Source organism: Alteromonas sp. MMG017, assembly GCF_018100795.1.
Lineage (GTDB): Bacteria > Pseudomonadota > Gammaproteobacteria > Enterobacterales > Alteromonadaceae > Alteromonas.
This window is the reverse complement of record NZ_JAGJDY010000002.1, coordinates 412,071-431,041: the sequence shown is the minus strand read 5'-3', so window position 1 is coordinate 431,041 and position 18,971 is coordinate 412,071. Positions and strand designations below refer to the sequence as shown.

Genomic DNA, 18,971 nt, shown 5'->3' with positions numbered 1-18,971 from the left:
GATTAATGCTTACCTACAGCTAGGGTGAATTGGTATTGATACTGACCTGATGGCAACTGATACTTTTTGATTGGTGCAGCATTGGGACTCCATGAGTCAATTCCACCTACTCCAGCTTGGATAAGGTCGATGTTGACGGTAAATATTCCCCGTTCCACCAAGTCATATGGATGGTTTGCTTCTTGTAAGTTCTCAGCTGACCAAGGCCATACTGACATACTGAGGTCTTGTTTGCCTTTTACGGTGAAGGAATGCTGAGCATAATCGCTTAAGGTTAACCACTTCACTCCAGTACGGTTTCCATTTTCTTGAGGGCGGGCGTAGCTGTGTACAAAGTCTGAAACTACCCCTTGGTATACGTCAGTTTCGGCACCTTGATTACGATCGATATAATTTTCGTGAGGGCCTTTACCATAGTACGCCATGCGCTCGAGCGTGCTGCTGACCGCTGTAGACATACCTACTCGCAACAAATCAGGCAAGTCTTTATCGGCATCAAGTGCGACTTGCACGGTGACATTACCCGCTGCATCAATGTGATATTGGGTATCTACTTTCACAGAAGCGCCGTTAGTATGGCGGGTGTTTACTATTACGCCTGTATCAGTTTGGCGGTAATCAAAGCTGCCAAGTGCTAAATGCTGCGTCGCCTCAAACCATACTTTCTTATTTTCGAGGGTTTTCCAACCGATGCGATCGTTGTCGGTCTGAGGACGCCAAAAGTTATGTTTAAGTGGTTCGTGTAGGATTTTCAGCTCATCAGAAATGAGGCTATCTAAGTAACCAGTTGTTTTATTGAAGGTCACACTAACTGTGTCTGCAGCGATGGTTAACTTCGCTGTAGTGTCATCTACTTGCAAGGCACTTGCGCTGATGGGCGCTTCTTCAGCCGGGCGAGAGAAAGGTAAACTAAATTGCGCTTTCGCTAACTCATGGCCTTTGGCCGCCCACAACGTATCGTCGCGAAGTAATAAGCTGACTTTTAACCAATAGATTGCACCTGGCTTAATGCTCGGTTTTTGATAGGGGATCACTAAGCTCTTGTGTGCACCAGGTGCCACATCACCTGGCTGAATAAGGCCCTGTTCAATACGCTTACCATCTTCAGAAAGCGACCAGCTAATATCGTAGTTAGCTAGGTTGTTAAAGAAAAAGCGATTAAGCACTGATACTTTACCTTTCGCAGGTTCCACTAAGGTAAATTCCGCTGGCTGGAAAACATATTTTGCTTCCCATGCATGAGGATTAGGTTGGCGGTAGGAGTCCATCACGCCATTTAAACAAAAGTTAGATGCATTTGGCGCGTCACCAAAATCTCCGCCATAGGCAAGGTAGGTTTCCCCCTGATCGTTCTGTGTCTCTATTCCTTGGTCAATCCAGTCCCAGATGTATCCGCCGATGAGGTTTGGTCTTGCTCGAACCATTTCCCAGTACTCGGCAAGATTACCCAAGGAGTTACCCATCGCATGGGCGTATTCACACATTAAAATAGGACGATCAATATGCGGACTGTCAGCTAAGCCTTTAAGCTCGTCAAGGGTGGGGTACATCCTGCTAATGACATCAACAAACTTTGGATCCGTCGGATTAGCAAGAGGGGTGTAATACTGACTTTTCTCTTCATCGGTCGGGTAGCGTTCACTTAAACCAACGTATTGTGGGTGAGTTGGATCGCCTTGTGCGCCTTCATAATGCACAAATCGCGTAGGATCTTTATCTTTTAACCAGCCTGCTATCGCGGCAAAGTTAGGACCAGTACCTGACTCGTTACCCATAGACCATGAAATAATAGACGGGTGATTTTTATCTCTTTCAAGCATGCGCATGGCACGTTGACTCATGGAATAGTTCCACTCGGGTAAGTTCGCAAGCAGGCCGCCCACACCATGAGATTCAATATTTGCTTCATCCATAATGTACAAACCGTACTCATCCGCAAGTTCATAAAAATACGGATCATTCGGATAGTGAGAGGTGCGTACTGAGTTAAAATTAAACTGCTTGAGCATGATAACGTCTTGACGTAGATCTTCGCGATTCAGCGCTTTACCTTTTTTCGCGTCATGGTCGTGACGATTTACCCCAATAATTTCAACACTTTGGCCATTAATCAACAACTCTCCGTCGGGGCCAAATTTTACATCGCGAAAGCCGACTCTGGTGCTGCGTGTTTCAACCAGCTCACCTTGTTGATCGTGCAAACTTAACACTAGGGTATACAAGTTAGGGGTTTCTGATGTCCATAGTGCTGGTTTATCTACTTTGGTTTTCATCAACCCGAAAGCGAAATTATCACGCTGAGGATAGGCCACGCGGGTTAATTTTGTAGCGTCAACTTGCATGCGGGTATCGTCGATTTCTTTACCCATGGCGTCGTACAGTGCAGCTTTGACTGTCCAACCTGCTAATTTCTGACGCTCAGGGTTAGACAGTTTAGGATTGATTTCAATCATACCCTGTTGGTAATTGTCGCTTAAATGAGTCTGCACAAAAAAGTCGTTCAAAGCGACTTTAGGCTGAGCCATCAGCATGACTTCTCTATGAATGCCGCTTAATCGCCAGTGATCTTGGTCTTCTAAATAACTACCATCACTCCAACGGAATACTTGCACTGCTAAGGTGTTATTGCCCGGCACTAAGTAATCGGTAATATCGAATTCAGATGGCAGACGACTGCCCTGAGCATAGCCAACTTTTTGTCCATTAACCCAAACGTAATAGGCCGAGGTTACGCCACCAAAGTGCAAAATAATCTGCTCATCCTGCCAGTCTTCGGGAACGCTAAAGTCCGTTAAATAGGAGCCTACAGGATTGTCACGGGTGATTAAGGGTAAAACGATGTCATTTTCATCTTCAAACATCGGATATACCGAGTTGGTATAAATAGGCGTGCCATAGCCCTCTAGCTCCCAGTTGGCAGGGACGGTGATGGTAGACCAAGATTGGCTATCAAAATCCGTGCGAAAGAAATTCATGGGGCGATTTTGACTTTTTTCAGCAAAATGAAACTTCCACTGGCCATTTAAGCTTTGTAAGGTGGATTGGTTGCGATCTCGAGTCAAAGCCTGTTCTGGCGTATCAAAAGAATAGGAGGTTGCCCTAGCGGGCAACCTGTTGATTTGTATCACGTCTGGGTTCTCCCAGTCGTTTTTGACCTGAACTGTTTTTGCGCTACCTGTAAAAGAGAACAACAAACATACCTGGGTAATGACGAACAAAGTGGCATAGCGGGCGTAAAGCATTTGGTAGAACACCTCTTTTAATATGTAAATCTAGTTCAAATAAATGCTTTAAAAATTTACATGTTAATTAATTGATTCATATTTAATTTAAATGTACCGTATTTACAAATTGACAACAATTATTTTATGCATTTATCACGCAGAAATTTTGATGAAGGAAAACATATGACTCACAAACGTTATTGCTTAGCGTTAGATTTAATCGACGATCCAGCACTGATTGAGCAGTATTTAGCGTTTCATACGCCAGACAAAGCATGGCCACAAATCACGCAAAACATGCGCGAAATGGGCATAGTTGATATGGAGATTTATCATCTAGGGGATAGGCTTTTTATGATAATGGAAACCAACGAGCATTATGATCCAAACGCGGAACCGGCTACCCCAGAAGGCAGAGCGAAGAGTAATGAATGGGAAGCGCTCATGTGGCAATTTCAAAAACCATTGCCTTGGGCAGAAGAAGGGCAGAAGTGGGTTGAGATGAACAAAATATATGACCTGAAACTCGCGTTAACCTAGTTTGAAATACGGGTTAAATAGTCATAATAGTTGAATGATTTTAAATTTAAACTTAAACATGCATATTTATATGTGATGATTTTGTGCGAAATATGACTGATTTAACGGCTGAATGAATAACTAGATTGGTTACTAAGTGATAGATGAGGAAATAGTCTGATGGCTCGCTTTACATATGCTAGCGCGATAATAGGGACGTTATTGAGCGGATTTTTAACGACACACGCAGTTGCGCAAATAGATACGCAAGTAAATGCGAAAATAGGCGCGCAAGGCGTCTCGTCTGCCCAGTCAGAAGCCTTTATTTCTGGTCCTTATGAAGCCACGTGGGACTCACTAAAACAGTATCAAACCCCACAGTGGTTCCAAGATTCAAAGTTGGGGATCTTTATACATTGGGGTCCCTATGTGGTGCCTAAATATTTAGGGCCATTTTATGGATACCATATGTATCGAGAGCAAACGGTTGATATCAAAGGTAATCCGAATCCAGATAGAGTGAATCAAGTGTATCAGCACCACATAGAACACTATGGTGGCACAGAAGAATTTGGCTACAAGGACTTCATTCCAAAATTTCACGGTAAAGACTTTGATGCAAAGCAATGGATAACCTTATTCGAAAAAGCTGGGGCTAAATATGTGGTCCCTGTTGCCGAGCATTGCGACGGTTTCGCCATGTATGATTCCCATGTTACTCGCTGGGACGCCGTTAATATGGGCCCTAAACGGGACGTTGTGGGGGAAATATTCGAAGCCGCTAGAGCAAAAGGTATGAAGGTAGGCATGTCTTCTCACTATGCTTACGGCTGGTATTGGTGGGGATACAAAGAAGGGACGGACACAGTTGACCCCGCCTTTGAGGACTTTTATGGCAAACCGCATGCGATTACCGACCCCCACAGTGAAGAACATGTAAACCAATGGTTTGCTCGTAGTATGGACATGATGCAACAGTATGAGCCTGACTTGCTCTGGTTCGATTTAGGCTTTTCTAATCCTGAGTACGAAGAAAAGCGAAAGTCGCTTCTCGCTCAATACTACAATCAGGGGGTTAAGAATGAGCAAGGCGTCGTACTTAACTACAAAAACATTAGCTACAAGCCTATACCTGATGGCGCCGCGGTACTTGATGTGGAGTCAGGTAAATTAGACCGAATACGAGATATGCCTTGGCAAACAGACATGTCGTTAGGTGGTTGGCGCTGGTCTTACAATGACGATTGGCAAACCATGCCAGCGGATAAGTTGATTGGTGACCTAATTGATATTGTCAGTAAAAACGGTTCCCTTCTGCTCAATGTTGCGCCTGATGTGAATGGTGTTATCTCTCAAGATCAAGTCGACGTGCTTATGGAGCTAGGGGGATGGTTGGATAAAAATGGTGAGGGAATTTACGAAACAAGGCCATTCAGTGTTTTCGGCCAAGGCCCTACCAACGCCAAACTTGTGCTGCACGGCAATCACAAAGATACAGGTTATACCTCTCGCGATATCCGTTATACCCGTAAGGACCAGTCTATCTATGCTTTTGTGCTTGATTGGCCAGAAAAGCAAGACACTGTTTCCTTCAACGCTCTTGGCAGTGAGCAACATCATCTTATCGATCCGATAAAACATGTCTCGCTGTTGGCCAACGACGAGGAACTGGTTTGGCAACAAGATGCCGACAAACTCACAGTAACGCTACCGAGCAAGCCCGCGGGCAGCTATGCCCTAGGGATCAAAATCGAATTAGCTGACCCTCCCCCTGACGTGCTTTAACTGCCCAGGGAATTATTCTTTATCTAACATTAGGAATGTTTATGATTGCTAACAATAACGGGCCGCTACTAACGGCCTTAGCGGCAGCGTTTTGCCTGGCTGGCTGCCAGCAAGGCAATAGCGATATACCGGCGGCAACGGCAAAAGTCCCTGTCCCGAGCTTTTTACCCGATGCACCTAAGGGCTTTGAATGGCTGCCCATTCACAGTATGTCTGATGAATTTAACGCTGGGGAACTTGATAGCACAAAATGGCGCGACCACATTACGACGTGGCAGGGGCGCCCTCCGGCCGAGTTTTTGACATCAAACGTGAAAGTGGCGAACGGCAATCTTGAGCTAAAAACGTCGACTCACCCTAAGCCGAATGACACCTATTCCATGGGGGGCTCTGCGGTGTCTGGCAAGACTCCTGCCACCTTCGGTTACTTCGAAGCGCGCATCAAAGCGTCCAAAACCAAAATGTCGACAACGTTTTGGTTGCACTCAGATGAGTCTGATGATCGTCACAAAGGATGCGGTAAATTCCACTCCACAGAATTGGATATTCTTGAAACGATTGGCGGCTGGCCAGAGGACAACTGGGCTAATGTGATGCGCTCAAACACGCACTATAAACCGAGCGAAATGGTGGATGGTAAGTGTAAAGGAGCGCCATACCTTTCAAAGGGCGTAAAATATGACAGTCAAAATAAGCTCTCGGCAGACTTCAACACCTACTCAATGTGGTGGGTAACGCCAAATCAAATGCACTTTTACTTTAATGGCAATCGTACAGGCACGGTTAATCTAGCTCATGAGCGCGACCAACTGCCGTTCAATAGTGAAATGTCGCTGCGAATGGTGGTCGAAACATACGATTGGCAACCGCAATGGATACCAGAAGGGCATGCACCTTATCCCAATGAGAGCGAGTTAGATGACCCAAGTATCAATACTGCCTACTACGACCACGTGCGCAGCTACCAATTGCAATCATCAGCAGATAACCTAATTAATGATGCGGGTTTTGAATCATCGTCGCGAACTGACAGTTGGCAATTGGCAGGGAAGCGCGCCACTTTTACTGATGAGCCTAAGATGAGTTACACCCAAGCTTGGGGCGTAAAGTTAGGGGCGCAAAGTCATGCACAGCAAACTGTGACGTTAATTGATGAAGGGCAATATGAGATTTCCGTATACGCTAAAAATATCAGCGATAGCGCTGATACGGGTGGCAGGTTAAGCGTGCTAAGCGAACAAGGTAAGGTGCTGGATTCTGTTGTAGTTTCAGGGAATATCTTCTCACCTTACACCTACAACTTTTCAGGCCTTAAAGGGCAGAAAATCATCTTGCGTCTGAGCGGTTCACAAGCGGGCAGTACTGTGTTTGATAATGTTGCGATGATGAAGGTTGAGGCCGAATGATTCGTGGTGCATAGCATTTATAACCGCTGTATTTTATGTTAGTAACCTACGCAAAGCGCTAGGTTTTCGTTAACAAAAAAGCCAACTTTACGTTGGCTTTTTTCGCTAAGGTGGTTTTGAAGTTGCTTCCTTACAGCTTATTCATGAGACACCTTGATTGCAAGACGCGCTGGTTTACAACACGAACTTGGCTATTTGTGGTTTAGCCGCCCCTAGGATTTCGCTGCGTTTGCCCGGTGACGCGTTACCTACAATGACGTGGTAATCTCCCTCGAGTAGCACGGGTTTGCCTTTGGCGTTTATGGAATACAACTGTTTCTTCGACACAGTAAATGAGACTTGTTCAGTTTGCCCCGGCGCCAGTTTAATCCGCTGAAACCCTTTTAGCGACTGGATTGGCTGATCTATGCCGGCATTGGGCGTTTTCAAGTACAATTGTACTACCTCTTCCAACTCACGAGTACCAGTGTTAGTGACATTCACCGATACATCTAAGGTGCCTTTTTGCCCATCCGTGCTGCTGAGCGCCTCGGTGTTGCCAAGGGTAATATTATCAAATTTGACCGTGGCGTAACTTAAACCGAAACCAAATGGATACATGGGCTCTTCAGTCATGTAACGATAGGTGCGCCCTTGCATACTGTAGTCATCGTAAGGAGGAAGTTGGGCTTCTGATTTAGGAAAGGTGATGGGTAGGCGACCCGACGGTGAGCGCTCACCAAACAGGATATCGGCCACGGCTTTACCGCCTTCTTGGCCTGGGTACCAAGCAAACACAATAGCATCCGCTAGTTGTGCTATTTCAGTGACATTTACCGGTGTGCCTGCGGTTAATACCGCAATAACAGGCTTGTCATTGTCTTTTCTTAATTTGCGCAAAAATTCAATTTGATGCTCTGGTAAATCCAAAGACAATCTATCGCCTTTATGAGGAGAGGCAATCGCTTCACCTTCCTCACCTTCATAAGCGCCAGACAAGCCCATTACCGCTATGATGACATCCCCCATTTGCTTGGCTTCCCCTGTCGTCCAGTCGATGGGGTTAACGTTCGCTTGATAGGGCAAAATGCCTTGTTTGTAATTAATGGTGGTGCCAACGCTTACGTTAGCGGTTATGCCATCAAGAATGTTGGTAGTTTTACCACTTAAGCCGTAATAATTCCCCAATAATACTTCACTGCTACTGGCAAAGGGACCGGTGACATACACGTTTCGAATATTCTTATCTAAAGGCAAAACCTGGTTTTTATTCTGTAGCAGCACAATTGATTTTACCGCCATTTCGTAGGCAACGTCGGCGTGTGCGTCAGAGTTAACCACATCAGCAGAAATACTGTTGTAAGGGTTGTCGTCTTTGGGGTCAAAAAAGCCTAATTTGAATTTAGTGGCAAGGACTTTATGCAAACGCGTATCTATGGTCTTTTCATCCACTAAACCTGCTTCCACCGCATCGGGAAGGGCAGTATAAACAGAACCACAGTTTAAATCTGTCCCTGTGTTGATAGCTAAAGCAGCTGACTCGACAGCGTTGGCAGTGACCTTGTGATATTCGTGAAAGTCCGCTAAACCCCAGCAATCTGACACGATATGCCCGCTAAATCCCCACTTATCCCTAAGTACGGTATTTAATAAGAAATCTGAACCGCCCGCGGGATGACCGTTCACTCGGTTATACGCAGCCATAACGGTTTCAACATCGGCTTCTGTAACCAAGGCTTCAAAGGCGGGGAAATAAGTTTCGTACATGTCTTTTTCTGAGGCGATGGCATCAAACTCATGGCGCAACGCTTCTGGCCCTGAGTGCACTGCGAAATGCTTCGCCGCTGCTGCTGTTTTTAAATACTTGGGGTGGTCACCTTGTAAACCATTCACCATGGCCTTACCCATTTGTGCTGTTAGGTATGGGTCTTCGCCGTAGGTCTCCTGACCTCGCCCCCAGCGGGGATCTCTGAAGATGTTGATATTAGGAGTCCAGAAGGTTAAGCCAGAATATTTACTGCGATTGCCTATTTCGCTAGAAACGTTAAATTTCGCCCGCGCCTCATCTGAAATAACCGTCGCGGCTTGTAACAATAAGTCCTGATCAAAGGTGGCAGCCATTCCTATGGCTTGAGGAAAAACCGTGGCTCTGCCGTTTCTGGCTACGCCGTGCAATGCTTCATTCCAAAAATCGTACTCAGGTAAACCTAAGCGTTCAATAGCCACGTTGCTGTTAACCAGTTGCGACGCTTTTTCTTTTAGGGTCATGGCGTCTATCAAAGACTCGATGCGCTCATTGGTAGGGAGCTGAGTATCAAACCAAGGTTGGTCGTTAGCCAAAGTAGGAGATGCCACACACAAAGCTAGCAATGTGATTGCCGTATTTCTAATAATCATTGAACCCTCTTCATTTACATTATTGCAACAGATGTAGGTAAAGCAGTATACATTAAATATAAATTATGTGTATCATATGTAAATCATTGGTTTTTTATTTGGTTCACAGATGCACCTAAAACGCGTTGCTTCTTTTCTTTGTATGTCGCTAGCACTAACGGCGTGTGCCAGGCAGTCTGGTGAGAACGATTCATTTGTTAGCGCAGCGGCAACTGAATCGACTACGGCATCTTCTGAACCATCTAAACCGAACAATACACATACTAATGTGGTACTGATTTTAATTGATGACTTAAGTCACTATGGTGTGACGGCTTACGGTGCCAACCGATTACACAGTTATGATGGTGAATTTAGTGGTGCTGAGTTTGCTACTCCTAGTATTGATGCGCTAGCACAGCAAGGGATAAGAGTAGACCGTGCATTTGCCTATCCTATCTGTGAAAACACGCGAATAGCCCTAATGAGTGGCAAGCGAAACGATAGAAATTACCTGCAGCCAAAATCTCAACATAGTTCCGATTTAACCTTTGGCGATGCGTTTAAAAAAGCCGGCTATACCACTGGCTTGTTTGGTAAATGGAAGCAAACCAGAGGCACAGTAGAGGTTCCGGGTAAAGAGTACATAAGTCAATTTGGTTGGGACGATTACGCCGCTTTTGACGTGGTCACAGAAGGCCAGCGCTATATTAATCCTAACTTGGTGATAAATGGTGAGGTGCATAATTATAACGGGCGAAAAGATCTCGACCCAGCGACTGGCAGGCGTTGGTATGGGCCAGATATAGTTAATCGCCACGCGTTGCAATTTATAGAGCAAAACAAAGATAAACCCTTCTTTTTATATTATCCCATGATCTTGGTGCACGACGATCATAAACCTACCCCTGATACGCAACCCGAATCGATATTCGATGGGTTTCCAGAAAATGCCGATTACAACAACACTCGAGGGGACGACCGCCAATACTTTCCTGACATGATTCGCTACATGGATAAGTTGATTGGGCAGGTGGTGGATAAGTTACGTCAGCAATCATTGCTTGATAACACCTTGATTGTCGTCATGGGAGACAACGGCACTAAAGAAAGTTTCGGACACATGTTACCTGACGGAAGTATTTATCCCGGCAGGAAAGGAGGCAACGCAGACAACGGGTTACATGTGCCTTTGGTCTTACATCACCCCGGTGAAATACCAAGTGGAAAGCATGCTGATTATCGCACGTACGATGGGTTGGTTAACTTGACCGATATTTACCCAACGATTGCTCAAGCGGCAGGTATTGAATTGCCTGACGCTCAGCAGATCGACGGCATCAGTTTCTGGCCTCAAGCAACGGGTCAGAAAACCAAAGAACACCGAGAGTATATTTACACGTGGTATATCGGCAACGAAACATACAAAGACGAAGACAAAGTCTTACGTTACGCATTTAATAAACAGTTTAAACGCTACGCACCAGACAAAGATTTCCCTGATGGACGATTCTTTGACCTGCGCACTGACCCACTTGAACGCCAAGGAAACAAAGTCGTTGAAAAAGCCTGGCAATTAAAGCGTTACAGTGGGTTAGACATCAGCCATTTAACCCCAGAGCAGGCTGAGGTTTATCGATATCTAGGTGCCATTCTAGACAAGCACAAACTTACCCCAGTGACGAAGCTAACGATTGACGCGTCCCAGACAATTTTGTCACCGGGAGAAAGAGTGAACCTAGATATCAGCGTTTTCCCCGAACAGGCACAGCGCCAAGGCGTTATTTGGGAGTCTAGCAATCCTAATGTAGTCAGTGTCGATAAATTTGGACAAATAAGCGCTCTCAAAGTGGGGCAAGCCACCATTCGTGCTTTTTCATGGGAGGATGCTGAGCCATTAGCTGCCAATAAAGCCAAGACCTATCAACGTACTGGGCTCTCAACATCTGTGGTGGTGAAGGTGACGTCATTGAAACTGAGCCAAAAAACCAATGGAGCAAGCCAATGAATACGTCTCAATTTGGTGCCTATTGCGAACCTTGTTGCATAAAAGATGGTCATGAAATCGAAATACATCATGTGAGTTATCAAGAGAAAGAAAACTATCAGTGCGAAATGCATTTCCATGAAGTACAAGAGCTCATTTTTTTCGAACACGTCGCTGGCACCTTTCATTACCATCAGGGAGAGACGCATTTACGTTCGTTCGATGTGGTTTATACCCCTGCCATGGAGACCCATGATTTTGACCTAACTGAGCAGGCTAAGTCGTGGTATGTGGTGCAATTTCCTAAAGCGCTTTTTGAGACCGGCCAATTCGGTGCTCTGTCCACTTTATTCGAAGTGGGTATACATTTTCGCATTCCTGCTGCGTTTCAAGAGCAATTACTGCAGATCATTCGCTGGGCTCATGAGAGCTTTAAGTCTGATGAATATCCTGAAAAATGCATCGCATTGTTGAATTTAGCGCTGGTCATGCTTAAAGAACACGGCGCAGTCTTAAATGCCCAAGTACCGAGAATTCTAAGTTCAAGATCCCTCAACGCTAAGATCCAACCCGTAATGGAAATCTTTAGAACGCAACCGAGTGTAGCGTTAAGTTTGGAAGATGCAGCGAAGAAATGTCACTTATCTCCATCTTATTTTTCTAGGGTCTTTAAAAGCATTTTTTGCTTTTCTTATTCTGAATATGTGGTGCGTCATCGGCTGTACCATGCCGCTAGAATGTTGGGGCAAAGCAGGGTGTCCATTACGCATCTTAGCTATGATTTAAACTTCTCCAACCCCTCGCATTTTATCGCTCAATTTAAGAAACAATATGGTTGCACACCGAATAAATATAGAAAAGCGATCTTAACAAAAAACTCTAAACAAGAAGCGTAAGGAAATGATTAATTCACACATGAATATATTGCTCTTGAAAATAAAGTTGCTTGGTTCGCAGAATCAAATCGAACGGTTATCTACCGTTTTAAAATACATGTTCATTTCCATTGGGCTAGTGACATTGCTTTTTAGTTATCGCGTAGCGTCTATGCCGCGCATGCTTTCAAGCACAGCGCAGTTAATGAGTGAGGACGTATTGGTCTTTATCGGTGACTCAATTACCCATGGTGGCAGTTATCACCAAAACATCGCGCTCTTTAATGCGACGCGCTTTCCGCAGAATCACGTCTTTTACGTAAATGGGGGAATTTCTGGTGACACCGCTGTAGGTACCCTTCGCCGATTTGACAGGGATATAGCACCGCACCGGCCTGCTGTAGCGACAATCATGCTAGGCATGAATGATGTCGGGCGCTATTTATACGAAACGCCAGCGAAGGACGAAGCTGCGCGCATCGCGCGAGGCAAAGAAGCAGCAGTAATACGAACCGCGTATTTAACTAATATGCGAAAAATTATGGTCAGATTAAAAGAGCTTGGAACAAAGATCGTGATCTTAACACCTTCTATTTATGATCAAAGTGCCCAGGTTACCTCTGTCAATAACTACGGTGTGAACGACGCGCTGAAGGCTTTCTCTGGCGAACTGACCAAAATCGCAAAAGAGTTTGGCGCAGAGGTAGTGGATTTTCAGCAACCCATGCTTGAGGTGAACGCTGCGCTACAGGTAAATGATCCTAGCGCTACTTTAGTGGGAGTTGACAGAGTTCATCCTGGCGAGGCAGGACATTTCGTTATGTCGTATGCATTTTTAAAGGCTCAGAAAGCGAATAAATACGTTGCTAATATTTCGATTGATGTCAGCAGTGATAATCTTAACGTATTTGAAAACTGCGCTCTTAACGACGACTTACGCACTGCTAGAGACTTTGTAGGCTTTTCATGCCAAGCAGCAGCATTGCCGTTTCCTGTTTCGCAAGCCCAAAAACAAGCATTGCAATGGGTACCTTTTATGGAGCAGTTAAATCAACAGCGACTTCAAATTAGTGGCCTCAAAAAAGGTCAATACAGTCTTCATATCGATCAAAAGTTTGTTGGTATTTTTTCGCACTCTTTGCTTTCAAGTGGCGTTAACTTAGCGGCGATTGAGTCCACGCCTATGTACCAGCAAGCATTAGCAGTGAAAGCGATAAACGACCGCAGAGCGTCTACTTCGCGCTTGTTGCGCGATATCGCGCAGGTCAAATATTCGATGCTAGACCATTACCCAGATACTGACACCTCAGACTTCTCTGCTGTGTCTCAAGTGCTTTTAGCCCATGTTGAAAAGAGCGCTAATGAACCTTGGTATGGGTATTTGAAAAAGCAAGTGAATACGTATTTAACTGAAGTCGATAACGAAACGCATTATCGCGATGAATTAGTTTCATTACATAAGAAAATGTACGAAGTCAATAAGCCGGGAACACACAATTACACGCTCAGTTTTGTTGGCGTGGAATAGCGGTGATACCAACTATTTTCTTTGCTCCCGTCAAGAGGAACACCTGTGAACACTCGATACAAACTGAGCATATTGAGCATAATGTTTTTGCTCATCCTTCCGCACTATGTCCTGGGTAACCCTGAGCAACCTGATATTGTCGTTATTCTCGCCGATGACATCGGGCTAGGTGATATTAGCTATTACACTGATACCGTTTTACAGCAAAAGCCGGTTGTACGTACAGCGAATATCGATGCCTTAGCGCAGCAGGGCATCTGGATAAATGATGCTCATTCAGCCACCGCTTTGTGCGCGCCAACACGTTATGCTGTGATGACAGGTAACAATAACTATCGCTCTAAATCGCCCTGGGGTGTGTGGGGCAGTTTCCAGCCTAATGCGATTGCATCTGATGCTCCCACGCTAGGCAATGTGACGCAAAAAGCCGGCTATAAAACAGCATTCGTTGGTAAATGGCACCTAGGCGGTGACTTTATGCGTACTGATGGTCAAAGTGTCTTCCGTGGATCTGATGAGGGGTTTATACCAAACGTTGATTTGTCGGTAATGGTCGCTGGTGGTCCGAACGATCTCGGTTTTGAATATAGCTACATGCTTCCCGATGGTATTCAAGGGCCACTGTATTTGGCATTCGAAAATCAGCGCTGGGCGCCGTTATCGGACTCGTCAAACATCATTCATGTTAATCAACAGTCAGTGACCCCTTTGAAAACGATTTCTGATAAAGGAGATGGCATGGGGGACAGTGCTTGGGACACCAGTAAAATCGGCGATCTACTGTCAGCAAAAGCCGTTGAATTTATTCGCGGCCATCCGGCTCAGCAGCCTCTGTTTTTATATTATGCCAGTCCTATGGCGCATTTACCGCATATGCCACCCGCTTATTTTGATGGGGAAAAAGTCGCTGGCAGCACGCCCTCTGCGCATCTGGATATGATTTATGAATTAGATCTACAAGTGAAAAGAATCGTTTCAGCACTTAAATCGACAGGCCGCTACAAGGACACCTTGATTATTTTCACTTCTGACAACGGCGGCTTGACCTATCGCGTGCCTGGCACTCTTGCCTCTGGGCATCGCCCTAGCGGTGACTACAGAGGGAGTAAAAATAGCGCATACGAGGGCGGCCATAGAGTCCCTTTCATTGTCTCGTGGCCAAACGCCTTGGCAAAGAGGGGACAGCTCACTTTGCCGGTTCTGGTACAAGATATATTGGCTACTGTTGCAGCTGCAGCTGGTACACCCATGGATATTAGCGCAGCGCCTGATTCTAAGAATTTACTTCCATTGCTGACGGGGCAAGCTCAGCAAGAGCGTCATTTTATGATGTTGCAAGGCGGGTCGAATAATGAACTGATTTATCGTCAAGGAGAGTGGAAACTCATCATGCAAAGTGATCACAAACTATCAAAAATTGAGCCAATAGCGTTGTTTAATCTGCACTCTAATCACCAAGAGCGTGAGTCGAAGAATTTACTTAAATCCCCCGAGCATCAATCAAGAATCAAAAGCATGCTAGCGGATTACAAACAGATCAGGCAATCAGGTATAGCGACTGTCAGCGCTGATGGCTAAGTCTGACAAGTCGGCTATTTAGTCAGTTCTAGGGAGTGAGGCTGGATTAACGTGCTGCTAAGAACGATGTGACTAGCAGTGTATTGTTCTCAGCCTTTATTTTTTTCCTAATTATTCCCCTATGCGAAAAGGAATAGCCGGAAATCCGTCAAGGTTATACAAGTTGGCTAAAGAGTTATCAGCCCAAGCATAGCGAACAGATACAGGCTCCTTTATTGCCGCGGCGTGTACACGTACTTGATTGCCTTCGATACTCGCCTGAGCATTCACATAGTGGCCGTCTTTTCCTGCTAATTCGAATCCGAGTAGAGACTGTCCTTTCGCGCGTAAGCCTTGGCCTATATCTGTATAGCTCAGCAGAATACTGGTGCCGTCAACCTGCATCTTTTCGATCATAGGCCCAGAAGCAAGGTTTTTACCGTGATAGGCGACCTTTTTTGCCCCGTGCCAAAGGCGCTGTGCGACTATTTGTTTGTTTCTAGGGTGAATGTCCCAAGGGTCGCCAGCGTCCATTAATACCGCCATTGCGGTGTGGGGGAGTGCTAACGCTTGCGTTTGAGCTTCTCGTAACAGCGCCCAATCGCTTGGAGCTGGTTGCTCTTTTATTCCATGTATGTTGGCCAGTTGTGCATAAACAAAAGGTAACTCTTTCTGACCCCAACGCTTCCGCCAGCTTTTTATCAAAGAGGTAAACAGCGACGCGTACTGAGCAGCTTGACCTACATTACTTTCCCCTTGATACCAAATAACCCCTTTCAATGGAAAGCCAATCAAGGGGTGGATCATTGCGTTGTAAAGCACCCCCGGCTTTTGCCACAACATAGGTGGCATGGGCAGCGGGTCTTCTGCTTTATTGTTGATTTTCCAATCATTATTGAGTGCTATCTTAGCGTCTTGTATGTGCAGTATTAGTTTGTCCTTGCTGGCAATATTAGCCTTGTTATCCCAGCTGTTTACGGCTCTTAAAGCGATGAGGTTATCCCCAGCATTAAAGTGCTCTTTAGGTAAAATATACGGGTCGTCTCTTTGTGCCCCGAGCGACTTCTGCACCTGCTTACCATTTAAATAGACTTGAACATGGGAAGGGCTATAACCAATAAAAAGTGCGCCATCAGACCGACGTTGGGCCTGGGTAAGTGAAAAGCGTTTACGCGCCCATAGCACATCCGGCAAAGGGGTAAGTAAGGGCAGGTCAGCGCTTACCCATTGATGGTCATCAAAACGTGGATGCGTCAACCTTTGAATGTGATGGCCGTCTTGGCTGTCAAGATGCTGTTGCTTTTTCAGTTCTTGGGCTTGAGTATCCTGAAATATTTGATTCCAATGGGCGGGGTCAGACATCAGTTCACTTGCTTGAACTTGATAGGCTTCTTGCTGGCGTAATGTTGGTAGTGGCGTCCATGCCTCAGCTGGCGTGCCTCCCCACGTAGCATCAATGATGGCAACCGGTACGTTTTTCTCAAGGTGCAGTTGCTTAGCAAAAAACCATGCGATCGCTGAAAAGTTACCGGAAGTCGCCGGAGACGCTAGTTGCCACTGAGCGTGATTGATGTTGTTTTGCTCGTCGGCGGTATAATGGTTTGGTACGTCGAAATAACGGATCAATGGAAAGTTACTGTCTTTTACTTCTTGTTGCCAATTCTCGACTTGCCAAGCGAGTTTCCACTCCATGTTCGATTGGCCAGAGGCTAACCACACGTCACCAAAGTAAACATCGTTTATTTCAACTGTTGAGCCAGGCTCAGCGGCATGCAGGGTAAAGGGGCCACCCGCCGATTCGGCAGTTAAGGTGACTTGCCAATGCCCTTGTGGATCGGCAGTGGTATCGTGCTGTTGCCCCGCGATGGTGAGTGTAACGTTTGCGCCAGAGGCGGCTTTGCCCTTGATTTTGATAGGGGAGTCGCGCTGAATGACCATATGTTCAGCGTACATAGATGGCAACTCAATAGCGTGACTTGTTGGGGTAAGTAGGGTGCAAAAGAGAGCGAGAAAGATTAATAAGCGTAATTGTGTATTCATAAGGAAAATAGCAGCCACCAGCGACACAACCGATGACTGCGAAAAGGACCTATTTAGTGATTTTAATGACTTGAGCAAATCGTGACGGTGAAGAGTCGGGCAACGTAATGGTTAACCCCTTTTCAGTTTGTGAAAAGGTCAACGCTTCGTCATGGCCCAGCATGGTAACACTGGCAATCTTGTCAGGATAATTGTCGCTATTAATCGAACGGATCGTAAGTTCATTACTATTTTCTGGCCAAGCCATCAAAGTAGCGTATAACGCATCGCCGTTTTGGGTAAAACGAATATCACTACTATTAAAGTCTTTACGGTGCTCCTCAGCATCATTGGAGTTGGTACCATCGATGACAACTGTCGAGCCTTCGCCAAAGGTTACCCATGGACGGGTGCTGTAAATTGCTTCACCGTTAAGTTTTAACCAACTGCCGATTTCGGCTAGTAAATCAATTTCTTGTTGCGGTATTGTGCCGTCCGGCTTGGGGCCGATATTAAGTAACATAGAGCCATTTTTACTGACAATATCAATCAAATCATCGACTAATGAGTTGGCATCTCGGTAAGAGGGGTTAGTCACATAGCCCCAAGAGGTTTTTGATACAGAGGTATCTGTTTGCCAGAAATGCTCATAGGTGTCGGACATTTGTCCACGTTCAATATCCAGTACTGCTGAGCCTGGTGGAAACGAGCGAAATTCACCTAAGTCTTTGTAGTTAAGAGCTGGCATGTCGTCCCATTTCGAGCCTTTATTGTAGAAGTAGCTGGTGAACTCTTTTACATGTTGATGAAACGGCTCCGATGCCATCCACCAATCAAACCAAATCAGATCAGGCTCATATTTATCCACAATTTCCACGGTTCTTAATAGCCAATCATCTAAAAACGCTTGGGTAGGCGGGGTCTCACCTGCTTCGGAGGTTTCACGGCTGACCGCTGGGCCATATAAGTCGCGATAGGCTTCATCTTGTACATCACTAGGCACTTCTCGCCCACCTTCGAAGAACCACCAGTTCTCAGCGCGATGACTTGATAAACCAAAATAGATATCAGCTTTACTTGCTGCGGTTTTTAATTCAGCAATGACATCCCTTTTCGGTCCCATTTCAACCGCATCCCATCGGGAGTAGGAGTTATCGTACATAGAGAAACCATCGTGATGTTCAGCTACAGGCACGATATATTTAGCACCTGAGTTTTTAACGACGTCCAGCCACTTATCTGCATCAAACTTTTTAGCGGTAAACTGTGGGATAAAATCTTTATAGCCGAACTCTGTGAGTGGACCATGTTTTTCTTGTTGATAGGCAAACTCTTCGGTATCGCTTAGATACATTTTTCGCGGGTACCATTCGCCATTATGCGAAGGCACAGAATATACCCCCCAATGAATGAAAATGCCGAACTTGGCATCTTGGTACCAAGTTGGGATCTCATAGTCTTTAAGTGAATCCCAATTGGCTTTGAACGGCCCTTGATTGGCGACACTGCGAATTTCAGATAATTTTTCACTGTAATCGGGGGCATCCATAGCGGTGGGCTTACTCTCAGCGGTCGACGTTTTCGTGGTGGAAGACATTTCCAGCGGTTGTTCCGAGCACGCAGCGAGTAGGGTGGCAACAGTGACAGCTAGTAGACTTTTCATCGGTATCATTTCTCGAGCCATTTTTTAATTTATTCACGTTAATAAAATGTTAG

11 protein-coding genes are annotated in these 18,971 nt (G+C 45.5%); 7 read left to right on the top strand and 4 right to left on the bottom strand.

The window, feature by feature from the left end; genetic code table 11:
- Positions 1-2 precede the first annotated feature (2 nt).
- Complete coding sequence (locus tag J8L84_RS04240; protein WP_211069603.1) at positions 3-3,242, bottom strand: glycoside hydrolase family 2 TIM barrel-domain containing protein; 3,240 nt, start codon at positions 3,240-3,242, stop codon at positions 3-5.
- Between the two features lie 165 nt (positions 3,243-3,407).
- Here J8L84_RS04240 and J8L84_RS04235 point away from each other — a divergent pair, with 165 nt between their 5' ends.
- The 3 genes from J8L84_RS04235 (at position 3,408) to J8L84_RS04225 (ending at position 6,934) form a co-directional block, all read left to right on the top strand.
- The gene (locus tag J8L84_RS04235; protein WP_211069602.1) at positions 3,408-3,764 is read left to right on the top strand and encodes an L-rhamnose mutarotase; all 357 of its coding nucleotides are present in this window, start codon (positions 3,408-3,410) and stop codon (positions 3,762-3,764) included.
- 159 nt (positions 3,765-3,923) lie between these two features.
- On the top strand, positions 3,924-5,528 hold the full coding sequence (locus J8L84_RS04230) for an alpha-L-fucosidase (RefSeq protein ID WP_211069601.1): 1,605 nt from the start codon (positions 3,924-3,926) through the stop codon (positions 5,526-5,528).
- Positions 5,529-5,569: 41 nt separating this feature from the next.
- Entirely contained in the window at positions 5,570-6,934 is a 1,365-nt protein-coding gene (locus J8L84_RS04225) for a family 16 glycosylhydrolase (protein WP_211069600.1), read from the top strand.
- Between the two features lie 174 nt (positions 6,935-7,108).
- Here J8L84_RS04225 and J8L84_RS04220 read toward each other — a convergent pair whose 3' ends face one another.
- Entirely contained in the window at positions 7,109-9,310 is a 2,202-nt protein-coding gene (locus J8L84_RS04220) for a glycoside hydrolase family 3 C-terminal domain-containing protein (protein ID WP_211069599.1), read from the bottom strand.
- Between the two features lie 109 nt (positions 9,311-9,419).
- On the opposite strand from J8L84_RS04220, the gene J8L84_RS04215 reads away from it, so the two are divergent.
- The 4 genes from J8L84_RS04215 (at position 9,420) to J8L84_RS04200 (ending at position 15,257) form a co-directional block, all read left to right on the top strand.
- The gene (locus J8L84_RS04215) at positions 9,420-11,297 is read left to right on the top strand and encodes a sulfatase-like hydrolase/transferase (RefSeq protein ID WP_211069598.1); all 1,878 of its coding nucleotides are present in this window, start codon (positions 9,420-9,422) and stop codon (positions 11,295-11,297) included.
- Complete coding sequence (locus J8L84_RS04210; protein WP_211069597.1) at positions 11,294-12,172, top strand: AraC family transcriptional regulator; 879 nt, start codon at positions 11,294-11,296, stop codon at positions 12,170-12,172. Before J8L84_RS04215 ends, J8L84_RS04210 begins: the two co-directional genes overlap by 4 nt.
- A 19-nt stretch (positions 12,173-12,191) precedes the next feature.
- A complete protein-coding gene (locus tag J8L84_RS04205; RefSeq protein WP_211069596.1) occupies positions 12,192-13,679 on the top strand; it encodes an SGNH/GDSL hydrolase family protein in 1,488 nt (495 codons plus the stop codon).
- An 81-nt stretch (positions 13,680-13,760) separates the two neighbouring features.
- Positions 13,761-15,257 (top strand): arylsulfatase, encoded by a 1,497-nt coding sequence (locus tag J8L84_RS04200; protein WP_247670551.1) that lies wholly within the window; start codon positions 13,761-13,763, stop codon positions 15,255-15,257.
- A gap of 111 nt (positions 15,258-15,368) precedes the next feature.
- Here the strand turns inward: J8L84_RS04200 and J8L84_RS04195 are convergent, their stop codons facing one another.
- Positions 15,369-17,189: a sialate O-acetylesterase gene (locus tag J8L84_RS04195; RefSeq protein WP_211069594.1), complete on the bottom strand. Its 1,821-nt coding sequence runs from the start codon at positions 17,187-17,189 to the stop codon at positions 15,369-15,371.
- Between the two features lie 136 nt (positions 17,190-17,325).
- The gene (locus J8L84_RS04190; protein WP_211069593.1) at positions 17,326-18,918 is read right to left on the bottom strand and encodes an alpha-L-fucosidase; all 1,593 of its coding nucleotides are present in this window, start codon (positions 18,916-18,918) and stop codon (positions 17,326-17,328) included.
- Positions 18,919-18,971: the final 53 nt, after the last annotated feature.

What these genes read in the sequence shown, in the direction of transcription:
- J8L84_RS04240 (WP_211069603.1), bottom strand. Translation starts at nt 3,242, where the DNA reads ATGCTTTACGCCCGCTATGCCACTTTGTTCGTCATTACCCAGGTATGT.
- J8L84_RS04235 (WP_211069602.1), top strand. Translation starts at nt 3,408, where the DNA reads ATGACTCACAAACGTTATTGCTTAGCGTTAGATTTAATCGACGATCCA.
- J8L84_RS04230 (WP_211069601.1), top strand. Translation starts at nt 3,924, where the DNA reads ATGGCTCGCTTTACATATGCTAGCGCGATAATAGGGACGTTATTGAGC.
- J8L84_RS04225 (WP_211069600.1), top strand. Translation starts at nt 5,570, where the DNA reads ATGATTGCTAACAATAACGGGCCGCTACTAACGGCCTTAGCGGCAGCG.
- J8L84_RS04220 (WP_211069599.1), bottom strand. Translation starts at nt 9,310, where the DNA reads ATGATTATTAGAAATACGGCAATCACATTGCTAGCTTTGTGTGTGGCA.
- J8L84_RS04215 (WP_211069598.1), top strand. Translation starts at nt 9,420, where the DNA reads ATGCACCTAAAACGCGTTGCTTCTTTTCTTTGTATGTCGCTAGCACTA.
- J8L84_RS04210 (WP_211069597.1), top strand. Translation starts at nt 11,294, where the DNA reads ATGAATACGTCTCAATTTGGTGCCTATTGCGAACCTTGTTGCATAAAA.
- J8L84_RS04205 (WP_211069596.1), top strand. Translation starts at nt 12,192, where the DNA reads ATGAATATATTGCTCTTGAAAATAAAGTTGCTTGGTTCGCAGAATCAA.
- J8L84_RS04200 (WP_247670551.1), top strand. Translation starts at nt 13,761, where the DNA reads ATGTTTTTGCTCATCCTTCCGCACTATGTCCTGGGTAACCCTGAGCAA.
- J8L84_RS04195 (WP_211069594.1), bottom strand. Translation starts at nt 17,189, where the DNA reads ATGTACGCTGAACATATGGTCATTCAGCGCGACTCCCCTATCAAAATC.
- J8L84_RS04190 (WP_211069593.1), bottom strand. Translation starts at nt 18,918, where the DNA reads ATGAAAAGTCTACTAGCTGTCACTGTTGCCACCCTACTCGCTGCGTGC.